The 22,791-nt window shown below is 72.5% G+C and carries 22 protein-coding genes; 14 read left to right on the forward strand and 8 right to left on the reverse strand.

Annotated elements, in window-relative coordinates; translation table 11 throughout:
* The first annotated feature begins 124 nt into the window (after positions 1 to 124).
* Positions 125 to 1,231 (forward strand): site-specific integrase, encoded by a 1,107-nt coding sequence (locus tag AB0H52_RS28490; RefSeq protein WP_151493254.1) that lies wholly within the window; start codon positions 125 to 127, stop codon positions 1,229 to 1,231.
* Between the two features lie 20 nt (positions 1,232 to 1,251).
* Here the strand turns inward: AB0H52_RS28490 and ychF are convergent, their stop codons facing one another.
* A complete protein-coding gene (gene ychF, locus AB0H52_RS28495; RefSeq protein WP_151493086.1) occupies positions 1,252 to 2,337 on the reverse strand; it encodes a redox-regulated ATPase YchF in 1,086 nt (361 codons plus the stop codon).
* A 161-nt stretch (positions 2,338 to 2,498) separates the two neighbouring features.
* Between ychF and AB0H52_RS28500 the strand changes: the two genes are divergently transcribed.
* Genes AB0H52_RS28500 through AB0H52_RS28525 form a run of 6 tightly spaced genes read left to right on the forward strand, consistent with a single transcriptional unit; the run spans position 2,499 to position 5,341 of the window.
* Positions 2,499 to 2,912, forward strand: coding sequence for a YbaB/EbfC family nucleoid-associated protein (locus AB0H52_RS28500; RefSeq protein WP_357951305.1), 414 nt, complete (start codon positions 2,499 to 2,501; stop codon positions 2,910 to 2,912).
* Positions 2,913 to 2,916: 4 nt separating this feature from the next.
* A complete protein-coding gene (locus tag AB0H52_RS28505) occupies positions 2,917 to 3,234 on the forward strand; it encodes a hypothetical protein (RefSeq protein ID WP_151493084.1) in 318 nt (105 codons plus the stop codon).
* Between the two features lie 10 nt (positions 3,235 to 3,244).
* Positions 3,245 to 3,736 carry a hypothetical protein gene (locus tag AB0H52_RS28510; RefSeq protein WP_151493083.1) on the forward strand — a complete coding sequence of 164 codons (492 nt, stop codon included), beginning with the start codon at positions 3,245 to 3,247 and terminating at the stop codon, positions 3,734 to 3,736.
* Positions 3,733 to 4,413 (forward strand): exonuclease, encoded by a 681-nt coding sequence (locus AB0H52_RS28515; protein ID WP_225854848.1) that lies wholly within the window; start codon positions 3,733 to 3,735, stop codon positions 4,411 to 4,413. The genes AB0H52_RS28510 and AB0H52_RS28515 overlap by 4 nt, the downstream gene beginning before the upstream one ends.
* Positions 4,410 to 4,964 (forward strand): nucleotidyltransferase domain-containing protein, encoded by a 555-nt coding sequence (locus AB0H52_RS28520; protein ID WP_151493082.1) that lies wholly within the window; start codon positions 4,410 to 4,412, stop codon positions 4,962 to 4,964. Before AB0H52_RS28515 ends, AB0H52_RS28520 begins: the two co-directional genes overlap by 4 nt.
* 29 nt (positions 4,965 to 4,993) lie before the next feature.
* Positions 4,994 to 5,341 carry a hypothetical protein gene (locus AB0H52_RS28525; RefSeq protein ID WP_151493081.1) on the forward strand — a complete coding sequence of 116 codons (348 nt, stop codon included), beginning with the start codon at positions 4,994 to 4,996 and terminating at the stop codon, positions 5,339 to 5,341.
* A 7-nt stretch (positions 5,342 to 5,348) separates the two neighbouring features.
* On the opposite strand, the gene AB0H52_RS28530 is transcribed toward AB0H52_RS28525, so the two are convergent.
* Together AB0H52_RS28530 and AB0H52_RS28535 are read right to left on the reverse strand one after the other, a co-directional pair.
* Positions 5,349 to 6,083, reverse strand: a complete 735-nt coding sequence (locus AB0H52_RS28530; RefSeq protein ID WP_357951309.1) for a peptidase E — start codon at positions 6,081 to 6,083, stop codon at positions 5,349 to 5,351.
* 102 nt (positions 6,084 to 6,185) lie between these two features.
* On the reverse strand, positions 6,186 to 6,680 hold the full coding sequence (locus AB0H52_RS28535; protein ID WP_151493079.1) for a hypothetical protein: 495 nt from the start codon (positions 6,678 to 6,680) through the stop codon (positions 6,186 to 6,188).
* Positions 6,681 to 6,881: 201 nt separating this feature from the next.
* On the opposite strand from AB0H52_RS28535, the gene AB0H52_RS28540 reads away from it, so the two are divergent.
* The 6 genes from AB0H52_RS28540 to valS all read left to right on the forward strand — a co-directional run bounded on the left by AB0H52_RS28540 (position 6,882) and on the right by valS (position 16,783).
* Positions 6,882 to 8,333, forward strand: a complete 1,452-nt coding sequence (locus tag AB0H52_RS28540; protein ID WP_151491146.1) for an FAD-dependent oxidoreductase — start codon at positions 6,882 to 6,884, stop codon at positions 8,331 to 8,333.
* Between the two features lie 92 nt (positions 8,334 to 8,425).
* Entirely contained in the window at positions 8,426 to 9,904 is a 1,479-nt protein-coding gene (locus AB0H52_RS28545) for a DNA-3-methyladenine glycosylase 2 (protein WP_151491145.1), read from the forward strand.
* A complete protein-coding gene (locus AB0H52_RS28550) occupies positions 9,901 to 10,410 on the forward strand; it encodes a methylated-DNA--[protein]-cysteine S-methyltransferase (protein ID WP_151491144.1) in 510 nt (169 codons plus the stop codon). The genes AB0H52_RS28545 and AB0H52_RS28550 overlap by 4 nt, the downstream gene beginning before the upstream one ends.
* 37 nt (positions 10,411 to 10,447) lie before the next feature.
* Positions 10,448 to 12,286 (forward strand): ABC transporter ATP-binding protein, encoded by a 1,839-nt coding sequence (locus AB0H52_RS28555; RefSeq protein ID WP_151491143.1) that lies wholly within the window; start codon positions 10,448 to 10,450, stop codon positions 12,284 to 12,286.
* On the forward strand, positions 12,283 to 14,163 hold the full coding sequence (locus AB0H52_RS28560; RefSeq protein ID WP_357951313.1) for an ABC transporter ATP-binding protein: 1,881 nt from the start codon (positions 12,283 to 12,285) through the stop codon (positions 14,161 to 14,163). The genes AB0H52_RS28555 and AB0H52_RS28560 overlap by 4 nt, the downstream gene beginning before the upstream one ends.
* Before the next feature lie 55 nt (positions 14,164 to 14,218).
* Positions 14,219 to 16,783, forward strand: a complete 2,565-nt coding sequence (gene valS / locus AB0H52_RS28565) for a valine--tRNA ligase (RefSeq protein WP_151491141.1) — start codon at positions 14,219 to 14,221, stop codon at positions 16,781 to 16,783.
* A 49-nt stretch (positions 16,784 to 16,832) separates the two neighbouring features.
* On the opposite strand, the gene AB0H52_RS28570 is transcribed toward valS, so the two are convergent.
* The 5 genes from AB0H52_RS28570 to AB0H52_RS28590 form a co-directional block, all read right to left on the reverse strand.
* Positions 16,833 to 17,477 carry a hypothetical protein gene (locus tag AB0H52_RS28570; protein WP_151491140.1) on the reverse strand — a complete coding sequence of 215 codons (645 nt, stop codon included), beginning with the start codon at positions 17,475 to 17,477 and terminating at the stop codon, positions 16,833 to 16,835.
* A 90-nt stretch (positions 17,478 to 17,567) separates the two neighbouring features.
* On the reverse strand, positions 17,568 to 18,278 hold the full coding sequence (locus tag AB0H52_RS28575; protein ID WP_151491139.1) for an ABC transporter permease subunit: 711 nt from the start codon (positions 18,276 to 18,278) through the stop codon (positions 17,568 to 17,570).
* A 4-nt stretch (positions 18,279 to 18,282) separates the two neighbouring features.
* Positions 18,283 to 19,194 carry an ABC transporter ATP-binding protein gene (locus tag AB0H52_RS28580; protein ID WP_151491138.1) on the reverse strand — a complete coding sequence of 304 codons (912 nt, stop codon included), beginning with the start codon at positions 19,192 to 19,194 and terminating at the stop codon, positions 18,283 to 18,285.
* A complete protein-coding gene (locus AB0H52_RS28585) occupies positions 19,191 to 20,099 on the reverse strand; it encodes an ABC transporter permease (RefSeq protein WP_151491137.1) in 909 nt (302 codons plus the stop codon). The genes AB0H52_RS28580 and AB0H52_RS28585 overlap by 4 nt, the downstream gene beginning before the upstream one ends.
* Positions 20,092 to 21,006 carry an ABC transporter ATP-binding protein gene (locus tag AB0H52_RS28590; protein ID WP_357951316.1) on the reverse strand — a complete coding sequence of 305 codons (915 nt, stop codon included), beginning with the start codon at positions 21,004 to 21,006 and terminating at the stop codon, positions 20,092 to 20,094. The genes AB0H52_RS28585 and AB0H52_RS28590 overlap by 8 nt, the downstream gene beginning before the upstream one ends.
* Before the next feature lie 231 nt (positions 21,007 to 21,237).
* Here AB0H52_RS28590 and AB0H52_RS28595 point away from each other — a divergent pair, with 231 nt between their 5' ends.
* Positions 21,238 to 22,779, forward strand: a complete 1,542-nt coding sequence (locus AB0H52_RS28595; protein ID WP_357951321.1) for a glycosyltransferase — start codon at positions 21,238 to 21,240, stop codon at positions 22,777 to 22,779.
* The last annotated feature ends 12 nt before the right edge of the window (positions 22,780 to 22,791 follow it).

Genomic DNA, 22,791 nt, shown 5'->3' on the forward strand with positions numbered 1-22,791 from the left:
CCACCGGCTCGGCGGCCGGCTGTCCCACGGTCGTCTCGGTCGTCATCTGGCGTCTCTCCCTTGATCGGTCGATCAGCCGTTATTTGTACAGTCCCGGCCTGGTTCGAAAGGCAGGCGGCCTGAGATGGGTAGCGTCGAGAAGCGAAATCGTGATGGCAAGGTCAGCTATCTTGCCCGTTGGCGTGACGACGCGCGGCGGCAGCGCAAGCGTTCCTTCACCCGCAAGGTCGATGCTGACCGCTTTCTCACCCAGGTCGAGGCCGACATCGTACGCGGTCAGTACGTCGATCCGTCCGACAAGACGACCGTCGTCGAGTACGCCCGTCGTTGGGCCGCCGGCCGCGTCCACCGTCCGACTACCGCGCGGCGGGTCGCCAGCCTGATCGAGACGCACATCGCCGCGACTCCCCTCGGCTCCCGTCGTCTGGCGGCCGTTGTGCCCTCTGAGGTACAGGCGTGGGCGGCCGATCGTGGCAAGGTGCTGGCCCCGTCAACCTTGCGTAACCTCGTTGGACTGCTGCGCTCGATCTACGCGGCGGCGGTGCTGGATCGGCTCGTGGGCCGCTCCCCCGTGGTCCGGGTCAGCCTGCCGTCAGCCCACCGGGAGCGAATCGTGCCGCTCACCGTCGACCAGGTGCGCACGCTCGCCGACGCCATGCCTGCCCGCAACCGCGCGATGGTCGTCACCCAGGCCGGCTTGGGTCTGCGCCTCGGCGAGCTGCTCGCGCTGCGCGTGCAGGATGTCGACTTCGCCGCGCGCCTGGTGCGGATCGAGTGGCAGTTCGCGCCACAGTCCAAGGTGCGATCGGAGCCCAAGACGCCCCGGTCCCGTCGTACGGTGCCGCTGCCCCAAATCGTCGCCGATGCCCTGCGAGCGCACATGGCCGACTTCCCGCCGGCCGATGACGGCACCCTCTTTACGACGCGTTTCGCCGGCCCGTATCGCCACGACTACTACGGCACCATCATCTTCGGAGCAGCGGTCCGAAAGGCCGGTTTGCCGCAAAGCACCACGACCCACGACCTACGTCACCACTACGCCTCGGTACTGCTGATGCAGGGCGAGTCGGTCATCGCCGTGGCCGAACGGCTGGGGCACGAAAACGCGACGCTGGTTCTGTCGACCTACGGTCACCTGATGCCGGACTCGGAGGAGCGCACTCGCCGCGCCGTCGATGAGGCGTGGGGCTGTGCCCCCGGTGTGCCCCAAGGCGAGGCACCAACCTCCTGACCTGCGAGAACAGGCCGGATTCAGACGTTGAAGCGGAACTCCACCACGTCGCCGTCCTGCATGACGTACTCCTTGCCCTCGATGCGGACCTTGCCCGCCGCCTTGGCCGCCGCCATCGAACCGTGCTCGACCAGGTCGCCGTAGGAGACCACCTCGGCCTTGATGAAACCGCGCTGGAAGTCGCTGTGGATGACCCCCGCGGCCTCCGGCGCGGTGGCGCCGACCGGGACGGTCCAGGCGCGTGCCTCCTTGGGGCCGGCCGTGAGGTACGTCTGGAGCCCGAGGGTGCGGAAGCCGACCCGGACGAGCTGGTTGAGGCCGGGCTCGTTCTGCCCGATCGACTCCAGCAGCTCGCGGGCCTCCTCCTCGGGCAGGTCCACCAACTCGGATTCGATCTTGGCGTCCATGAAGACGGCCTCGGCCGGGGCGACCAGGGCGCGCAGTTCGTCGAGGAACGTCTCGTTGGCGAGTTCGGCCTCGTCGACGTTGAAGACGTACAGGAAGGGCTTGGTGGTGAGCAGGTGCAGCTCGCGCAGGTGCTCCAGCTCGATCTTGGCGGCGGCGGCCCCGGAGTACAGGGTGGTGCCGCCGTCGAGCACCTCGATGGCCGCCTTCGCGGCGGCGACCGCGGCGGAGCGGTCCTTGCGGAGCTTGGCCTCCTTCTCCAACCGGGGCAGCGCCTTGTCCAGGGTCTGCAGGTCAGCGAGGATCAGCTCGGTGTTGATCGTCTCGATGTCGTCGGCCGGGGAGACCTTGCCGTCGACGTGCACGACGTTCGGGTCGGAGAAGGCCCGGACGACCTGGCAGATCGCCGAGGCGTCGCGGATGTTGGCGAGGAAGGCGTTGCCCCGTCCCTGCCCCTTCGACGCGCCGCGGACCAGGCCGGCGATGTCGACGAACGACACCGGGGCGGGCAGCACCTTCTGCGACGAGAAGATCTCGGCCAGCTTGCCCAGCCGCTCGTCGGGCAGCCCGACCACGCCGACGTTGGGCTCGATGGTGGCGAACGGGTAGTTCGCCGCCAGCACGTCGTTCTTGGTCAACGCGTTGAACAGCGTGCTCTTGCCGACGTTGGGCAGGCCGACGATGCCGATGGTGAGACTCACGACGGGCCAGCTTACGCCGGTGCCGGGCGGACCGGTCCAGGCGGCTCCGATTCCGGCGGGCCGGGCGTCGCCCCTGGTCGCGCATCGGCGGGTCCCGGCGCTGGAATCCCGTTGCTACCCTCTCGATGTCGCGTGCGGCGTTAGGGGGCGTTGTGGATCAGGTGACGGAATTCGACCGGCTGTTCCAGCAGACGCGACAGGCACTGGCGTCGATGCGGTCGACCGGGCAGGTGCCCGACGACCTGGACGTCCAGCCGGCGCGGGGCACCGGCTCCGCGGCGGGCGGCCAGGTCGAGGTCGTGGCGGTCGGTCAACGCGTCGAGTCGGTGACGGTGGACCCGCGTGCCCTGCGGATGGGCGCCGAGATGCTCGGCGAGCAGATCACCCTGGCGGTCAACGCCGCGCTGGACGACCTGCGCCTTGCGGCCGGCGAGGCAGCGGACGCGCCCGCGGTGGATCCGGTGGCCCTGGGCCAGCAGCTCGACGAGTTGCAGAACGAGTCGGTACGCAGCATGGCCGCGATGACCGACGCGCTCACCGACGCGGTGCGGCGCATCCAGCAGGCAGCGAGGTGACGACATGCGCGACGACCTGCAGGTGCATCCACCCGCGCTGCGGCAGGGCGGCGGCCACCTGACGACGGTGGCCGAGCAGCTCGCCGCACAGTGGGAGGCGCTGCGCGCGCGGACGGCCTCGATGGGCGACATCTTCGGCGACGACGACGTGGGCGGTCTGATCGGCATGTCGTACCAGGTGGCCGAGGAGATCGCCGCGGAGTGCCTCGGGTCGGTCGTCGACGGGCTGCGGGGCTTCGGCGACGGGTTGGGCCTGATGGCCGACCAGTACGACCTGGTCGAGCAGGACAACGACGCCCAGTTCACGACGAAGAGCTGGTAAGGCGGGGTCGATGGGCATCATGCTGCCCGGCGAACTCGCCGGCCTGCTCAACGAGTTGGGCTACACCTGGCCCAAGTCGGACGAGACGAAGATGTTCGAGCTCGGCCAGATGTGGATGGAGATGGCCGACTCGCTGAACAACGCGGCGGCGGAGGGTACGGCGGCCGCGCAGCGGGTGCTGGCCGGCAATCAGGGCGACGCGTTGACCGCGTTCCAGGAGCGCTGGGAGGCTGACGGCTCGGCGATGTCGGTGCTGCGCGACGGTGGCACCGGTGCGCAGATGGTGGCCGCGACGCTCTTCGTGTGCGCGCTCATCGTCCTCGCCCTGAAGATCAACGTGATCGTTCAGCTGATCATCCTGCTGGTGCAGATCATCCAGGCGCTCGCGACGGCGGCGCCGACATTCGGGGCCTCACTGCTGGAGATCCCGGTCTTCAAGAAGCTCACCGACATCGTCCTCAACATGTTGATCGACCAGGCCATCGGGGTGGTGCTGGGATGACCTCACCCCTGCCCGAGCTGTACATCGGCGTCGACGTCGAGGCGGACGGGCCGATTCCCGGGCCGTACAGCATGATCTCGCTGGGCATGGCCGTGGCCGGTCGCCCGGACCTGACGTTCTACACCGAGCTACGCCCCATCTCCGACGAGTTCGTCCCGGCCGCGCTGGCCGTGTCGGGTCTGGACCGGGACCACCTGCTCCGCGAGGCACCCACCGCCCAGGAGGCGATGTCCGCCGCGGCGGCCTGGGTCAACGGGCTGCGCCGGATCGGCCGGCCGGTCTTCCTCGCCGCACCCGCGGTGTGGGACGGCATGTTCGTGCACTGGTACTTCGTGCGCTTCGTCGGCCACAGCCCGTTCGGTGCCACCGGCTCCGGCGTCGACCTGCGCAGCTACTGGATGGGGCTGACCGGCAGCGAGTGGGTCCAGACCCGCAAGGGCAAGATCAAGCACGAGCTGGGTCTGCACGACGTGCCGCACACGCACCACGCCGGCGAGGACGCCGCCGAACTGGCGCAGGTCTTCGACGCGGTGCTACGCCGTCGGCAGGCGGGCAAAGGCGCGGTGTCGCCCCACGAGCAGGCGGCCGAGGGCGCGGGCGCGGTGTCGCCCCACGAGCAGGCGGACGAGGGCGCGGGCGCGGTGTCGCCCCGCGAGCAGTCGGGCGAGCCGACGTGACCGGCCGTCGACGGGACCTGCCGGACGGCGCCACGACGGCCGCCCGGGGCATCGTGGCGCAGGCCGCCCGCAGCATGATGCGGCGGGCCGACGACGTGGCGGGCGAAGCGGGCGAAGCGGCAGCCACCCGCGCCGCCCGGCAGATCCCGCAGGGCTTCACCGAACGGCAGTGGACCCGGTTCGCCCGGGGTGCCCGGCAGACACAGCGGCAGGCCGGGCTGCCCGACGGGGACCTGGTCGCCCACGGCAGCCGCGTACGCGGCACCGCCCGCCCGGACTCCGACATCGACGTGGCGCTCATCGTCGACGACAAGACCTTCTTCGACCTGGCCGAACGGTCCCTGTCCCGGGCCCCGGACGGCACCCGGCTGCGCAAGACGATGCTGCGCCGGATCAACGAGAACGGTCAGCTCGCCAGCTTCGACCTGGGCACCGACTTCACCCATCTGCGGCGCGAGCTGATGGACACCCACGTGCCCCACAAGGTGCAGTTCTCGGTGCTGCGTCGGGGCGGCAAGTTCGACAACGGCCCGTTCCTCCCGCTCGATTGAGCGGTTCCGCATCTGGCAAGGTGGCAGACGTGCAGACGACGTTGCAGTTCCTCATCATGGTCGACGGTCCGCTGACGGCGGCGGAGCTGCTGGACCTGATCCGCACCCGGCTGCCCGACGCGGTGCCGTACCGACGGGACTCGGTGGACGTTCGCGGCAACCTGCTGGAGATCAACCCCAACGAGGACGCCGACCCGCGGCTCGCCGCCACCGACGAGGACGACTACCTCTACTTCCGGTGGCGGGTGGAGCTGACCCCGATGGACCGGACGGTCGACGAGGGGCACCAGATCGCCCTCGCCCGGGAGTTGCTGCGGGCGATCGAGGGGCCGCAGGTACGGGCGACCGTGTGTGCCGCGTTCGAGGACCGGGTCTGATCCGCTCTCAGCCGAGCAGGCGGGGAGCGATGACCGCCTCCCGCACACTGCCGTCCGCACCGCGACTCACCTCGTACGCCGAGACGCCCTCGCGGTCCGCGATGGCCTCGACCAGGCGGGTGCCCCGGTAGACCAGGCCGACGCCGTCGTCGGTGCAGTGGCTGGTCGGCAGCGTCCCGTCGCCGACCAGCTCGTGCATCAGCGGTCTGCGCTGGCCCTCGCCGTCGTAGTGCACCCCGTTGCCGTACGGCAGCCAGGCCAGCCCTTCGGTGAAGCCGCGCAGGCGGGGGCCGAAGCTGTCCGTGGCGCCGCCGACGTGCCAGCAGATCGACCCGGCCGAGACGCCGGCCAGCACGACGCCGGCCTGCCAGCACTCGTGCAGGATCTCGTCGAGCCCGTGCACCCGCCAGACCGCGACCAGGTTGGCCACGCTGCCGCCGCCGACCCAGATGACGTCCTGGGCGAGCAGGTGGGCGCGGACGTCCTCGACGTTCGGCATGGGGAACAGGGCGAGGTGCGACAGGCGGAAGCGGGTGTCGGCGAACGCGCCGTAGACGGCGGTCAGCGAGGTGGGCTGGTCGCCGACGGCCTGCCCGAGGTAGCACACCCGTGGCTGCGTACCGGCCTCGGCCAGCTCGGCCGCCAGCTCGAAGACCGGCCCGGGACGCAGGTCGGACGGGCCTCGGTCGCCCCGGAGGAAGCCCATGCTGGTGGCGAGGATGGTCGGGTCGCTCGCGGGCATCGGGCGCGTCCTTCCGTCGGGGCGGGGGCGGCGTCCATCCTGCCCCAGTCGGTCGCCGGGCGGTCAGCCGCGTGGCTCGGTCGGGTGGCTCAGTCGGGTGGCTCAGCCGGGTCGCCGCTGGCGGGGCACCACGACCTCGGGCGGCAGCTCGTCGAGCGGCCGCTCGGCCGGCGGCAGGTGGGCCGCCGCGGCGCGGGGCAGGGTGAACCGGTCCGCGGCGGCGGGGCCGGCGGAGACCGACTCGCGCAGCATCCACCGCACCTCGTCGGCCGTCCAGCCCAGCCCGGGTCGTGCGGCGATCTCCCGGATCAACCGCCGGCCGACCCGCGTGTCGTCGTCGTAGAAGCGCATGCACCGGTGATGCGTCCACATGCCGAGCGCCCGCAGACCCGCGTCGTCCAGCGAACGGGCCAGCCGGCCGCAGGCGGTCTCGGCGAAGGGACGCTCGGCGTCGCCCGCCCGGTCCCGTTCGATGGCGCCCACGGCGGCCGGCGCCACGGCTCGCATCCGGCGGTAGAAGGACTGCGCCACCGCGCGAGGCAGCGGCGGGAACGAGCCCTGTGTCGACGCCGCCGCCCAACCCGCCACGCTCGCCATCGCCGCACCCCTTCTTGAGTTGGTGGCCGGACGCTACCCGCCACGACCGACACTTCCGGGCGTAAACCCCCCACCAGGCCCTCTTTCCCCTGGCGATCAAGAGGTTCGCGTCACGGGCCACGGCGTGTCGTGACGCAAACCTCTTGATCATCGGGATGGGAGGGGGCGGTTGGGGTGGGAGGGTTGCGCAGGAGAGGGGGGATGATGACGCACGCCTTGGGCCGGGTGCCCAGCTCACTCACCGGGCAGATCGTCACGCCCGGCGACCGCCGGTACGCGCAGCTGCGCTCGACGTACACCACGTCGGCGTCGCCGGCCGCCGTCCTGCTGCCGAAGACCACGGCGCAGGTGGTCGACGCGATCCGCTACGCGCGGGAGCAGCGGCTGCCCATCGCGGTCCGCAGCGGGGGGCACGGCTTCTCCGGAGCCTCCTCCAACAACGGTGGCGTGGTCATCGACCTGTCCATGCTCAACCGGGTGCAGGTGCTCGACGAGCGGGCCGGGCTGGTCCGGGTCGAGGCCGGCGCCCGGTGGGCGAACGTCGCGAAGGCGCTGGCCCCGTACGGCCTGGTGATCAGTTCGGGCGACTACGGCGGCGTGGGCGTGGGCGGTCTGGCCACCGGCGGCGGCGTCGGCTGGCTGGTACGCACCCACGGCCTCACCATCGACCGGATCCGGGCGGTCGAGGTGGTGCTCGCCGACGGGACGCTGGTCCGCGCCGACGCGGAGCACGAGCCGGAGCTGTTCTGGCTGGTCCGGGGCGCCGGCGCGGGGGCGGGCATCGTGGTGGCGTTCGAGATCGAGGCCGCCGAGCAGCGCAACGTCGGCGTGGCGCAGTTGGTCGTCGAGGCGCACGCGGACGGCCGTACCGTCCGGGAGTGGGCGAGCTGCCTCGCGCAGGCCCCCCGGGAGCTGTCCGCCGCCGCGGTGCTGTTCGCCGAGGGCCGCTCGGCGCTGATGTCCATCACCGCCGTGGTCGCCGCCGAGAGCCTGCGCCGGGTCCGGCCCGTGGTGGAGCCGCTGCTGGCCATCGGCAAGGTGCTCGAACACCGCACCGACCTGCTGCCCTACCCGACGTTGGTGCCGACCGCGCACCTGCACCCGAACGTGGGGCAGCAGCGGGGCACCACCACCAACGGCCTGTTCAGCGACCTGGACGACGCGGGCGCGCGGGCCGTGACACGGGCGGCGACCGGCCCGGGGCGGGCGGTGATCCAGCTCCGCTCGATGGGCGGCGCGGTCAACGACGTCGCCGCGGACGCGACCGCCTATCCGCACCGGCACCAGAACACCCTGGTCATCGCGTCGACGTTCCCGCCGCAGGGCGGTGCGGCGTTGGACATCGCCTGGCGGACCGTCGGCGCTCGGGCCGACGGCGCGTACGTCAACTTCGAGAGCCGACCGAACCCGGCCGCGTTCGCCCGGATCTACCCGGGTGAGACCGGTGCCCGGGTGCGCCGGCTGTGGAAGCGGTACGACCCGGACGGCGTGTTCCGCTCGGCCCTGCTGACCGGCCAGTCCCAGCGGTCCGGGCAGCCCGCGCGGTCCGGCCAGCCCCAGCGGTCCGGGCAGCCCGCGCGGTCCGGGCAGCGGTCCGGGCAGCCCGCGCGGTCCGGGCAGCGGTCCGGGCAGCCCCACCGCCGCCGCCGCTGACGGTCGGCGGGCCGGTCAGCGACGGGACGGGCGCACGCTCACGTCCGAATCCCGCCAGCCGAGGCCCCACCGAACGGGGCATCATCGGTGACGTGGAGATGGACTTCGAACGGTGCTACCGGGCCGTGGACAGCCGTGACCAGCGGTTCGACGGCTGGTTCTACACCGGCGTGACGTCCACCGGGATCTACTGCCGGCCGTCCTGCCCGGCCACCACACCCAAGCGGCAGAACGTCCGGTTCTTCCCGTCCGCCGCCGCGGCGCAGGGTGCCGGGCTGCGCGCCTGCCGCCGCTGCCGGCCGGACGCCGCACCCGGCTCGCCCGAGTGGGACGTCCGCGCCGACGTGGTGGGCCGGGCGATGCGGCTGATCGCCGACGGTGTGGTCGACCGCGGTGGCGTCCCGGGGCTGGCCGCCCGGCTCGGCTACACCGAGCGGCACCTGCACCGGATGCTGCGCGCCGAGATGGGTGCCGGCCCGCTCGCGCTGGCCCGGGCCCAGCGGGCCCAGACCGCCCGGATCCTGATCGAGACGACCGACCTCGGGATGGCCGAGATCGCGTTCGCCGCGGGTTTCGGCAGCGTGCGGCAGTTCAACGACACGGTCCGCGAGGTGTACGCGAGCGCGCCGTCCGAGCTGCGCACGGCCCGTGGCCGGCAGCGGGCACCATCTGGGGCGGGGACCATCTCGCTGCGGCTGGCGTACCGCCCGCCGCTGCACGCCCGGGCGTTGCTGGACTTCCTGGCGCTGCGGGCGCTGCCGGGCGTGGATGAGGTGCGCGACGGGACGTACCACCGGGGGTTGCGGTTGCCGCACGGTGCCGGCCAGGTGGCCCTGACCCCGGCGGACGGCTACGTGGCGGCGACGCTGCGCCTGACCGACCTGCGCGACCTGGCGCCGGCGGTGGCCCGTTGCCGCCGCCTGCTCGACCTGGACGCGGACCCGGCCGCCATCGACGCCACGCTGGCAACGGACCCGGCGCTGGCCCGGTCGGTGGCAGCCGAGCCCGGCATCCGGGTCCCCCGGGCGGTGGACGGCTTCGAAATGGCCGTCCGAGCCATCATCGGCCAACAGGTCTCGGTGCTCTCCGCCCAGAAAACCCTCACCCGCCTCACCGCCCACCGCGTTGATCATGAGGTTGACGAGGCCAATGGAGATCGAACTCCCGGCCAACCTCATGATCACCGGGGGGACCTGCGGGGGTTCTTGAGCGCGGAGGAACTGCTGGGGGTTCCGGATTCGAGATTCGGGATGCCGGGTGGGCGGCGGGAGACCCTGCGGGCCCTGGCTCGGGCGGTCGCCGACGGAACCGTGGACCTCGCGCCGGGAGTGGACCGGGAGGAGACCGTTCGCGGGCTGCTCGCGCTGCCCGGTATCGGTCCGTGGACCGCCAACTATCTGGCCATGCGCGCCCTCGGCGACCCGGACGTCCTGCTCGGCACCGACCTCGCGGTCCGACGCGGCGCGGCCGCGCTCGGCCTGCCCGACAACCCCACAACCCTTGAGAGGTACGCCGAGCGTTGGCGTCCCTGGCGGTCCTACGCCACGATCAGACTCTGGAGAGCGGCATGAGCATCGACAGCACCGTGGTGAGCACCCCGGCCGGCCCACTGAGCATCCTCGCCGGCCCGGACGGCGACGTACGGGCGGCCGGCTTCACTCCCGACCCGGCGGCGCTGCTGCCCCTGGTGCACCCCACGCTGCGCGCGCCCCTGCGTCAGCGGGACGACCTGGGCCCGATCAGCGCGGCCGTCCGGTCCTACCTGGACGGTGACCTCGCCGCCATCGACGCGGTCCCGGTGCGGCAGCGCACCGGCGGCGAGTTCATGGCGCACGCCTGGCAGGTGCTGCGCGACGTGCCTCCGGGCACCCCGGTCACCTACACCGGGTACGCGGCGCTGGCCGGTCGACCACCGGCGGTACGGGCCGCCGCGGCCGCCTGCGCCCGCAACGCCGCCGCACTGTTCGTGCCCTGCCACCGGGTGCTGCGCACCGACGGCACACTCGGCGGCTACCGCTGGGGGCTGGACGTGAAGAAGTGGCTTCTCGGTCATGAGCGGCGGTTGACAACAAGCTGACACTGGCATCGACAGCTATTGACGCTACCGTCGGGTAGTGCCTGCGGAGAACGACGGCAACCCGGCCGCCCGGGTCGCCGCGGGCCCCCACCCCGTGCACAACCTCTGGCGGCTGCGCCACTACCTGCGCCCGTTCGCCGCCGAGTTCGCCTGGCTGCTCGTCGCGGGGCTCGCCGGCACGGCCGCCGGGATCGCCGTACCCCTGGTGGTGCAGCGGGTCGTGGACGGGCCGGTGGCCCGGCACGAGCCCGGCGGGCTGGTCCAGCTCGGCGGCCTGGCGCTGCTGCTCGGCGTGGTCGAGGCGGTGCTCATCTTCATCCGCCGGTGGGTGCAGTCCTCGTCCGCGGTGGGCATGGAGGCGGCACTGCGCGCCGACGTCTACGCCCACCTGCAACGGCTGCCGACCAGCTTCCACGACCGCTGGCAGTCCGGTCAGCTGCTCTCCCGGATCACCAGCGACCTGTCGGCGATCCGCCGGTTCCTCTCCTTCGGCGTGTTCTTCCTGCTGCTCAACCTCACCACCTACGTGGTGGTCGTGGCGCTGCTCGTGCACCTGCACCCGGCGCTCGGGCTGCTGGTCGCGGCCAGCGCGGTGCCCCTGCTGCTGATCAGCCGCCGGTTCGGCCGGCACTACCACGCCGCGTCGCGCCGGATGCAGGACCAGCAGGGCGACGTGGCGACCCTGGTCGAGGAGACCGCGCAGGGGTTGCGCACCATGAAGGCGTACGGCCGGGGGCCTGAGCTGGCCGCCCGCTTCGCCGGCGGGGCCCGGACGTTGCACGACACGGGCGTGGGCAAGGGCCGGCTGATGGCCAACACCTCGGCGCTGCTCGACCTGGTGCCGAACGTGACCCTGGGCGTGGTGCTGGTCGCCGGGGCGGCCGCCGCCGCGCGGGGCGCACTCACCATCGGCGAGTTGGTCGCGTTCGTGAGTCTGCAACTGATGCTCATCTGGCCGGTGCAGTCGCTCGGCTGGATCATCGCCAACGGCCAGGAGGCCGCCACCGCCGCCGACCGGGTCCAGGAGGTGCTGGACACCCCGCCGCAGATCGTGGACGCGCCCGAGGCGCTCGTGCTGCCCCGCGACGCGGTCGTCGGCCGGCTCCGCTTCGAACGGGTGGCGTTCCGCTACCCCGGCGCCGCCACCCCGGTGCTGCGCGAGGTCGACCTGACCATCGAGCCGGGCGAGACGCTGGCCCTGGTGGGTGCCACCGGCTGCGGCAAGAGCACCCTGCTCTCCCTGGTGCCCCGCCTGAACGACGTGACCGGCGGCCGGATCACCCTGGACGGGCACGACCTGCGCGACCTCCGGTTGGACTCGCTGCGCCGGCTGGTCGGGATGGCGTTCGAGGAGCCGACGCTGTTCTCGATGTCGATCCGGGAGAACCTCACCCTGGGGCGCCCGGACGCCGGCGACGACGAGGTCCGCGCCGCGCTCGCGCTCGCGCAGGCCGATTTCGCGTACGACCTGCCGTGGGGGTTGGCCACGAGAGTGGGTGAGCAGGGGCTGTCGCTCTCCGGCGGGCAACGGCAGCGGCTCGCACTGGCCCGCGCCGTGCTCGGCCATCCGGCGTTGCTGGTGCTGGACGACCCGCTGTCCGCCCTCGACGTGCACACCGAGGCGCTGGTCGAGGCGGCCCTGCGGCGGGTCCTGCGCGGCAGCACCGCACTGCTGGTGGTGCACCGCCCGTCGACGATCGCCCTCGCCGACCGGGTCGCCCTGCTCGACGACGGGCGGATCACCGCGATCGGCCGGCACTCCGAGCTGCTGGCCAGCGTGCCGGCGTACCGGGCACTGCTCGCCGCCGAACCGCCGGCCGGAGAGCCGCCGCCGGCCGCGTCCACCCCGGACGGGTGGGGGCTGGTGCGCTCGTGACGGTGCCCGAGCAGGCCGACCCGCCACCCGGGGACGAACCGGAGCTGACCCGCTGGCGCGGGACGGCCACCGACCCGGAGGCCGACCGGAGCCGCGCCGAGGACAGCAGCCCGGAGGCGGTGCAACGACTGCGCCGACTCAGTCGTACCCTGCTGGCCGACCTGCTCCGCCCGCACCGACGCCGGCTCGCCGCCGCCGTCGGCCTGCTGCTGACGCAGAACGCCGCCGCGATGGCCGGCCCGTATCTGGTCATGGTCGGCATCGACCGGTGCATCGCGCCGCTGCGGGCCGGCGACCCGGTCCCGTTGACCGCCGTCGCGGGAGCGTTCGCCTCCGCCGCCGTCACCGAGTACGCGGCCCGCCGGGGCTTCCTGACCCTCTCCGCCCGGATCGGCCAGGCCGTCCTGCTGGACCTGCGGCAGCGGGTGTTCGGCCACTTCCTGCGACTGTCGGTGGGCTTCCACGAGCGGTACACGTCCGGTCGGATGGTCTCCCGGCTCACCAGTGACCTGGACTCGATCGCGGAACTCGTCGACGGCGGCATCGACAGCCTGGTGCTGGCCGCGCTGTCGATCCTGTCGGTGGCCGCCATCCTGCTCTGGCTGGACCTGCCGCTGGCCGCGGTGACGCTGTTCGCGTTCCCGTTCCTGTTCTGGCTCTCCCGCTGGTTCGCCCGGGCGTCGGCCGGCGCGTACCGGCGGACCCGCGAGGCGGTCGCGCTGGTCATCGTGCACTTCGTCGAGTCGATGCGGGGCATCCGGGCCGTGCAGGCGTTCCGCCGGGAACCCCGCAACCAACGGATCTTCGTGGCCCTCGGCGACGAGTACCGGCGGACCAGCCTGCACGCGTTCCGCCTGATCGCCACCTACTCCCCCGCGATCAAGCTGATCGGCAACGTCACCGTGGCGGTGGTGCTCTGCTACGGCGGCTGGCGGGTGCTCGGCGGACGGACCGAGGTCGGGGTGCTCGCCGCGTTCCTGCTCTATCTGCGTCGCTTCTTCGAGCCGATGCAGGAGCTGAGCCAGTTCTACAACTCGCTCCAGTCGGCCACCGCCGCCCTGGAGAAACTCGCCGGGGTGCTCGACGAGCGGCCCGGCGTCGCCGAGCCGGCCCGGCCGGTGGCGCTGCCGGCCGGCCCCGGTCACGGCGAACTGACCTTCCGGGCGGTGTCCTTCGGCTACCGCGCGGGCACCCCGATCCTCGCCGGGTTGGAACTGACCGTGCCGGCCGGGCAGACCGTGGCCCTGATCGGGCCGACCGGCGCCGGCAAGTCGACCATCGCCAAGCTGGTCGCCCGGTTCCACGACCCGGACACCGGCACGGTCCGCCTCGACGGGGTCGACCTGCGCGACGTGGGCGACGCCGACCTGCGCCGCGCGGTGGTGCTGGTGACCCAGGAGAACCACCTGTTCAGCGGGACCGTGGCGGAGAACATCCGGTTCGGCCGGCCCGGCGCGGACGACGCCGCGGTGCAGGCCGCCGCCCGCGCGATCGGCGCGCACGACTTCATCGCCGCGCTACCCGACGGGTACGCCACCCAGGTGCACCGGCGCGGCGGCCGGCTCTCCGCCGGGCAGCGGCAGCTCGTCGCGTTCGCGCGGGCGTTCCTCGCCGACCCGGCGGTGCTGATCCTGGACGAGGCGACGTCGTCGCTGGACGTGCCGACCGAACGGCTGGTGCAGCGGGCGCTCGGCACCATCCTGCACGACCGCACCGCCCTGGTGATCGCGCACCGACTCTCCACCGTGGAAACCGCCGACCGGGTGCTCGTCGTCGACGGCGGACGGATCGTCGAGGACGGCCCGCCGGCCGTGCTGGCCGAGGCGGACGGACGGTACGCGGCCCTGCACCGCCAGTGGCGCGACTCGTTGGTCTGAGCCAGCGATACGCAACTACGTGGCTGGGCCCTCCGGTGATGCCTACGATCGCAGGATGACCGATACGGCGAGGACGGCCCGCGCCGGTGTCCCCGAACGTCCGACCCTGGACGGGCTCGAAGACACCTGGGCGCACCGCTGGCAGGAGGAGGGCACGTACGCGTTCGACCGCGCGAAGCAGCGCGGTGACGTGTACGCCATCGACACCCCGCCGCCGACCGTATCGGGCGAGCTGCACATGGGCCACGTGTTCTCGTACACGCACACCGACACCGTGGCGCGGTATCAGCGGATGCGCGGCAAGGCGGTCTTCTACCCGATGGGCTGGGACGACAACGGTCTGCCCACCGAACGTCGGGTGCAGAACGTGTACGGGGTGCGCTGCGATCCGGCGCTGCCGTACGACCCGGTGTGGCGGCCACCCGCGACGCCGGTCGACGAGGCGGCACGCCGCGACCCCACCCCGCTCTCCCGGCGCAACTTCATCGAGCTGTGCGAGCAGCTGACGGTCGCCGACGAGCAGGTCTTCGAGGCGCTGTGGCGGCGGCTCGGGCTGTCGGTGGACTGGTCGTTGACGTACACGACGATCGGTCGGGTGGCGCGCGCGACCAGCCAGCGGGCGTTCGTGCGCAACCTGCTGCGCGGCGAGGCGTACCAGGCCCAGGCGCCGACGTTGTGGGACGTCGGCTTCGCCACCGCGGTCGCCCAGGCCGAGTTGGAGGATCGGGAGCGGCCCGGCGCGTACCACCGGTTGCGGTTCACCGCGCCCGGCGGCCGTGAGGTGCTCATCGACACCACCCGGCCGGAGCTGCTGCCGGCCTGTGTGGCGCTGGTCTGCCACCCGGACGACGAGCGGTACGCCGACCTGGTCGGCGGCACGGTGCGCAGCCCGCTGTTCGCCGTCGACGTGCCGGTGCACGCCCATCCGCTCGCCGACCCGGCGAAGGGCACCGGCATCGCGATGGTCTGCACGTTCGGCGACCTGACCGACGTGACGTGGTGGCGCGATCTCGGCCTCGACACCCGGGTGGTGATCGGTCGGGACGGCCGCCTGCTCCCCGAGCCGCCGGCCGGGGTGCCGGCCCAGCCGTACGCGGCGCTGGCCGGGCAGACCGTCAACGGCGCCCGCCGGGAGATCGTCGGGATGCTCACCGACGCGGGTGACCTGGTCGGCGAACCGCGCCCGATCACCCATCCGGTCAAGTTCTACGAGCGCGGCGACCGGCCACTGGAGATCGTCTCGACCCGGCAGTGGTACCTGCGCAACGGCGGCCGGGATGCCGAGCTGCGGGCGACGCTGCTGGCCCGGGGCGAGGAGCTGCGTTGGGTACCGGCGCACATGAAACACCGCTACGACAACTGGGTGGGTGGCCTGACCGGGGACTGGCTGGTCAGTCGCCAGCGCTTCTTCGGGGTGCCGGTGCCGGTGTGGTACCGGCTCGACAGCGCTGGCGAGCCGGACTGGTCCCACCCTCTCACGCCGGACGAGTCCGCGCTGCCGGTCGATCCGTCCAGTGACCCGGCGCCCGGGTTCGACGAGTCCCAGCGCGGCCGGCCGGGTGGCTTCATCGGCGACCCGGACGTGCTGGACACCTGGGCCACGTCGTCGCTGACCCCGCAGATCGTCGGCGGTTGGGAGACCGACCCGGACCTGTTCGCGCGGGTCTTCCCGATGGACCTCCGCCCGCAGGGGCAGGAGATCATCCGGACCTGGCTGTTCGACACCGTGGTCCGGTCGCACTTCGAGCACGGCGTGCTGCCCTGGCGGGACACCGTGCTGTCCGGTTGGATCCTCGACCCGGACCGGAAAAAGATGGCCAAGTCCAAGGGGAACGTGGTGACCCCGCTCGCGCTGCTGGAGCAGCACGGCTCGGACGCGGTGCGCTACTGGGCGGCCAGTGGCAAGCCCGGCACGGACCTGGCGTTCGACCCGGCGCAGATCAAGGTCGGCCGTCGGCTGGCCACCAAGCTGCTCAACGCGTCCAAGTTCGCGCTCGGGCTGGGCGCGGCGGACGCACTGCGCGCCCCCGCGACGACCCCCCTGGACCGGGCCATGCTCGCCGAGCTGACCACCGTGGTCGCCACGGCGAGCACCGCCTTCGACGCGTACGACCACACGACCGCGTTGCAGGTGACCGAGGCGTTCTTCTGGCGGTTCTGCGACGACTACATCGAGCTGGTCAAGGATCGCGCCTACGGCACCGGGGCGGCGGCCGACTCGGCGCGGGCGGCACTGGCCTCCGCGCTGTCGGTGCAGTTGCGGCTGTTCGCACCGGTGCTGCCGTACGTCACCGAGGAGGTCTGGTCCTGGTGGCGGTACGGCTCGGTGCACCGGGCGCCGTGGCCCACCACGTACGAGGTGGCCCGGACGATCGAGGGCACCGGAGACCCCGCGCTGCTGCGGCTCGCCGGTGACGCGTTGGGCCAGGTGCGGAGGGCCAAGTCGGAGCGGAAGCTGTCGATGAAGGCCGAGGTGCCGCTGGCCGAGGCGCTCGGCCCGGCGGCGCTGCTGGAACAGCTCACCCTGGTCGCCGACGACGTGCGTGCGGCGGGCCGGATCGGCAAACTCGACCTGCTCCCGGACCGGACCCCGGAACTCGTCATCGCCTGCGCCTTCTGACCCGCGTCCGCCGCCGCCCACCCCCCGGGGGGCGGCGGCGGACGGGTCGTCACCAGCCGCGCAGGAAGCGCAGGCCGAGCAGGATCGAGGCGACGGCCGGCCCGACCAGCAACGTGATCGCCTGGAGCCGGTACGGCATCCGGTGCCGGGTCAGCTCAACCGCGTTGCCCAGCACTATCGCCCCGGCCAGCATGAGGAACGCACCCCACCAGCCGGTCTCCAGGTGGATCAGCTCCACCCGGATCAGTTGCAGCGTCAGCCCGAGCAACGCGCCGGTGAGCGCGAGCAGAGCCACCGCCCGGTGCAGGCCGCGGGCCAGCGGGTGGGCGGCCCGCCACTGGTAGGTGCCGGCGACCGCGAGGCAGGGCAGCACCACCAGCAGCGGCCACCCCCGACCCATCACACCGAACATCAGCAGCGCGCCCACCGCGAACACCAGGGTGCCGACGCAGGCGATGACGTACCCGGCGAAGGCCCGGCCACCACCCCGGGCCAGCAGCGGCCCGCCGCTGGCGGCGATCAACGCGGCCGGGATCAGGATGAAACCGGCCCACCAGTGGAACCGTCCGCTGCCCTGGGCGGCCGTCGCGACCGTGGCGCAGGCCAGCCCGGCGACCGCCAGGCTGGTCAGCCAGGGCCGGCTGCTCCGGGAGTACGGGTCAGACAACGACATCCGCTCCGCTTCGACGCTCACGCCCACCAGCGTGGCCCGTCGCGCCCCCGGCCGTCCATCCGGCCAGCACTACCGCCGGGCGGTGGCTGGCCGGAACAGCACGGCGCACCGTCAGCTCGTCTCGCCGGCCACGCTGAACGAGCGCAGGCGGTCGACGGCCAGGACGGTGAAGCCGACGCTGACCAGCGCGGTCATCACCGCCGCCACCGGCACCGACACGCTGGTCTCCAGCAGCCCGGTGGGGGCGAGCCGGTCGGCGAGGGCGATCACGTACTGCTGGATGGAGAGCACCTTCGTGCCGCTGACGAAGTTGCCCAGCAGGCCCTCCCAGATCAGCACGTAGACCAGGCCGAGCAGGACCGGTCGCCGGGTGACGAGGCTGAGGGCGAGGAACAGCGCCGAGTACGCCAGCGCGCCGAGCGCCGACGCCACCGCGAGCGCCAGCCCGAGGCGTACCGAATCGGCCAGCACACCCGCGACGTAGATCGGCACCGCGACGGTGGCCGCGGAGACCCCGGCGGCGACCGCGAGCTTGGGCAGCACGATCTGCCAGCGCGGCAGCGGCTTGGTGAGGATGTGCACCACCGTGCCGTCGTCGATCTCGGCGCCCAGCACACCCGTGCCGATGATCAACGCTACGACCGGCAGCACCACGGCCAGGCCGAGGCCGACCAGCACCGGTGGCCCCCACTCGCCCGGGTCCACGTCCAGGGACCGGCAGAGCACCGCCAACCCGAGCAGCACCAGCGGCAGCGGAAGCAGCAGCAGGAACCGGCGCCGGCCGAAGAGCCCACGCGCGGTGATCCAGGTAATGGTCGACATGTTCTCAGGCCTCCACCAGGTAGGAGAAGACGCTCTCCAGGGACTCGTCGGACGGCACCAGCTGACGCACCCGGATGCCCCGGTTCAGGGCGATCCGGGGCAGCGCCCGGGTGAAGGCGCCGTAGTCGCCGGCACGCACGGTCAGGCCGGTGCGGTCCAACTCGACACCACTCACCGACGGCTCGGCGATCAGCGCGACGGCCAGCGCCCGGTCGTCGGTGGAGCGCACCGCGAAGACGTGCGGCCGGTTGGTCATCAACCGGCGGATGGTCCGGAAGTCGCCGGAGGCCGCCAGCCGGCCCGCCACCATCACCTGGACAGTCCCGGAGATCTGCTCGACCTCCTCCAGGATGTGCGAGCTGAACAGGATCGTCCGGCCGGCGTCACCCAGGGTGTGCAGCAGGTCCATCATGTGCAGCCGCTGCCGCGGGTCCATCCCGTTGAACGGCTCGTCGAGCAGCAGCACCTGCGGGTCGTGCACCATCGCGGCGGCCACCCGGGCCCGTTGCCGCATGCCCTTGGAGTACGTGCCGATGCGGCGGTCCTGCGCCGACTCCAGCTCCACCAGGTCGATCGCGCGCCGGGCCGCCGCCGCGGGGTCGGCCAGCCGGTGCAGCTTCGCGGAGGCCAGCACGAACTCGTACGCGGTGAGGAAGCTCTGCACCGCCTCCCGTTCACTGACCAGCCCCAACCGCCGGTAGACGTCCGGGTTACGCCAGGTCGGCTCGTCGTCGAGGGTCACCGTGCCGCGCGACGGGGCGAGGAACCCGGCCATCATGTGCAGCAGCGTGGTCTTGCCGGCACCGTTCGGGCCGAGCAGGCCCGTCACGCCCGGCCCCAGGGCCATGCTGATGTCGTTGACCGCGACCACGTTGCCGTACCACCGGGACACCCCGGTCAGGCTCAGCGTGCTCATGAGGAGGCGACCTTCCGGTAGCGGGCCAGCAGGAGGGCGGTCGCGCCGGCGACCAGCAGCACCGCGGCCAGGGCGTAGACCGGGCCGAACCCGCCGATGGACAGGCCAGCCTGGTCCCGTTCGACGAGCAGATCACCGAGCGCCCAGATGCCCGTCCCCCGCACCAGGGTGGGGGGCGAGGCGAGCCCGGCCAGCTCGTTGGCGGTACGCGACGGCAGGATGCTCAACGTGCCCACGATCGGGGTGGTCATCAGGAAGACCGCGACCACGCCACCGGCGGCGAAGGCACGCTTGCCGGTCAGCGACGCGACCAGCAGCCCGACCGAGGCGAAGACCACCGCCCACAGCCCGGCGTAGAGCAACCCGGGCAGCAGGTCGAGCAGCTCGTTCCAGACCCCACGGATGCCGTCCTTGGTGGTGAACGCGGCGCCCAGGAACATCACCAACTGCGGGCCGCCGAGCAGCAGCCAGAGCGCGGTGACCAGCGCCAGCAGCTTCGCCAGCGCGTAGTCGCCACGCGGCAGGGGTCGGGAGAAGTACAGCGGCAGGACGCCGCTGCGCAGGTCCCGCGAGACCAGCTCGGGCGCGGCCACCGCAACGAAGAAGATGACCAGCCAGCTCATCGAGTCGGCGAACTGGGCGTACGTGGCGACCGGCTCACCGATCTGGCTGCGGATCGCGGCCAGGGCCACCGCGACCAGGGTGACGATCCCGACCACCAGCCACGGGAAGATCTTGGCCTTGACGCTGCGCCCGAACCCGAACGCGGTCCGCAACCCGTGCAGGTAGAGCGCGCCGAACACGTGCCGCCGGCCCAGCCGCGGGCCCTCGTAGCGCTGGTAGCCGATGTCGTGGATGACGCCGCTCGGCGCGGAGCGCACGGCGGCGGTGGACGGCTCAGGCATGGGTGAGCTCCCTCGTGGCGAAGAGTTCGGCCACCCGGTGCCGACGCTGGTCGAGTCGGTGCAGCGGCAGGTCCAGTTCGGCGACCGCGCCGAGGATCAGGTCGTAGGTGCCGTCGTCGGCGAGTGGTACGAGAAGCAGCCGGCCGTCGCGTGCCACCGGCAGGTCGAGCGCGGCCAGCCGGGCGGCCAGTTCCTCGGTGCCCTCACTGACCTCCACGGCGAGCACGTCGGTGGCCGTCGTCATCGCGTCGATGCGGTCGGCACGCAGCAGCCGGCCGCCGTCGATGGCGACGAGCGTGTCGCAGATCCGCTCCACCTCTCCGAGCAGGTGCGAACAGACCAGCACGGAGATGCCGAACTCGGTGCCGATCCGGTGCACCAACGCCAGCATGGCGTCCCGGCCGGCCGGGTCCAGACCGTTGGTCGGCTCGTCGAGCAGCAGCAGGTCGGGGTCGTGCACCAGCGCCTGGGCCAGCTTCACGCGCTGCTTCATGCCGGTGGAGTAGCCGCCGACCGGACGGTAACGCTCCTCGTACAGCCCGACGTGGCGCAGCGCCTCCGAGGCACGTTCGCGGGCCGCGGTGCGGGGCAGGCCGCTCATCCGGCCGAGGTGGGTGACCAGCTCGGCGGCGGACAGGTCCGGTGGGAGGCAGTCGTGCTCCGGCATGTAGCCGACCCGGGCGCGGACCGCCGCGGGGTCGACGGTCGGGTCGATGCCGAGCACCGAGACCTGACCGCCGGTCGGGGCGATCAGGCCGAGCAGGATCTTGATCAGCGTGGATTTTCCGGCGCCGTTCGCGCCCACCAAACCGATGATCCCGGGCTCGACGGCGACGGTGAGGTCGGCCAGCGCGGTGACCCGACCTCCGTACGTCTTGGTGAGCGACTGGGTCGCGATCAGTGTCACGCTGCCCAGCGTAGGGAGTCGATGCCCACCGGGGACACCGGCGCGCCCCCGGTACCCCCCTGATCCTTGCGGCTCAGGACCCCTAGGGTCCGCCGACGGGCGTTCGCGACGTTTTCGCCGGTCCCGCGTTCGGCCCGACCCCGCTTCGGGAAAGTCTCCTCCGGGGTGGCACCATTCACTTGCCGTTCACCGGGCAGTGTCGCGGCGGTCGCCGACGCGGGAGGGATCGTGATGGTCGAGGTGGGCGTCCCCAAGGTGAGTGTCGTGGTGCCGGCGTACAACTGCGGTCCACACATCGAGAAGCTGGCCGACTCGCTGCTGCGCCAGTCGTTACCCGCCGGTGAGTTCGAGGCGATCTTCGTCGACGACGGCTCGACCGACGGCACGGGGGCGCGGTTGGACCGGCTGGCCGCCGAGCACCCGCACATCAGGGTGCTGCACATCGAGAACTCGGGATGGCCGTCGCGCCCGCGCAACCTGGGCATCGACCACGCACGCGGCGAGTACGTCTTCTTCGCCGACGACGACGACTGGTTCGCCGACCAGGCGCTGGAGCGGCTCTACGACTGCGCGAAGACGTACGACGCGGACGTGGTGGTCGGAAAGATGGCCGGGCACGGGCGCGCCGTGCCGCGGGAGCTGTTCCGCAAGAACCGCTTCGACGCCACCCTGGAGAACTCCCCGCTGATCGACAGCCTCACCTGCCACAAGCTGTTCCGCCGGGCGTTCCTCGACGAGCACGGCCTGCGGTTCCCGGAGGGCGGCAAGCGGCGCCTGGAGGACCACTCGGTGGTGGTGCGGGCCTACTTCCTGTCCCGCCGCACCTGCGTGTTGTCCGACTACACCTGCTACCACCACGCGCAGCGCGCCGACGCGCGCAACGTCACCGCCGCCCGGCTGGACCCGTCGAGCTACTTCGAGAGCGTGCGGGACGCCCTGGACATCGTCGACGCCAACACCGAGCCGGGTCCGCTGCGCGACCGGCTGCACCGGCGGTGGCTGCGCAACGAGATGCTCAACCGGCTGCGCGGCAGGCGGCTGCTGTCCGCTCCGGAGGACTGGCTGGAGCAGATCGCGCTGGAGACCCAGAAGGTCATCCAGGACCGGTTCGCGCCGGGCGTCGCGGCCGGTCTGCCGCCCCTGCTGCGGGCCGTGGCGTACCTGGCCGAGCGGGGCCGGATCGCGGACCTGCGTCGGCTGGCCCGCTGGGAGGCGGGTATCGCCGCGCACGGCGCGATCGACGAAATCCAGCACGCCGACCGGGCCGTCACGATGACGGTCGCCGCCGAGTTGCGCTCGGCGGACCAGCCGGTTAGTTTCCGCTCCGACGAGGGCCGGGACGTGTTGGTGCTTCCGATCGAGGAGATCACCCCTGAGGTGCTCGACTCCACCGCGCAGGTCCGCAAGGCCCGGTTGGATGTGGTCGCCCGTCGGCGGGAGACCGGTGACGAGATCTTCCTGCCGGTGACCTACCGAACGGAGCGGGTCGCCGCGCCGTCCGGAGCGGACACCGTCCACCTGGTGCACCGGGCCACCACCACGATCGACTTCGGTGCCCTCAACGGTGGCCGGACCCGGGGCAGTTGGCTCCTCAAGGCCCGGATCACCAACGCCGGCTGGACCGAGGACGCGCGGCTGCCGCTGGTGTTCATCTGCCGGGCCGACGGCGCGCGGCCCCGGATCCGCGACGAGCGGAGGGTGTGGAACCGGATCCGCGACGAGCGGGTGTGGAACCGGGTGCGCTCGGCGGTGGGCCGAAGGATCCGCGGCTGATCCGCCCGCCCG

Source organism: Micromonospora sp. NPDC050695 (assembly GCF_040654415.1).
Classification (GTDB): Bacteria; Actinomycetota; Actinomycetes; order Mycobacteriales; family Micromonosporaceae; genus Micromonospora.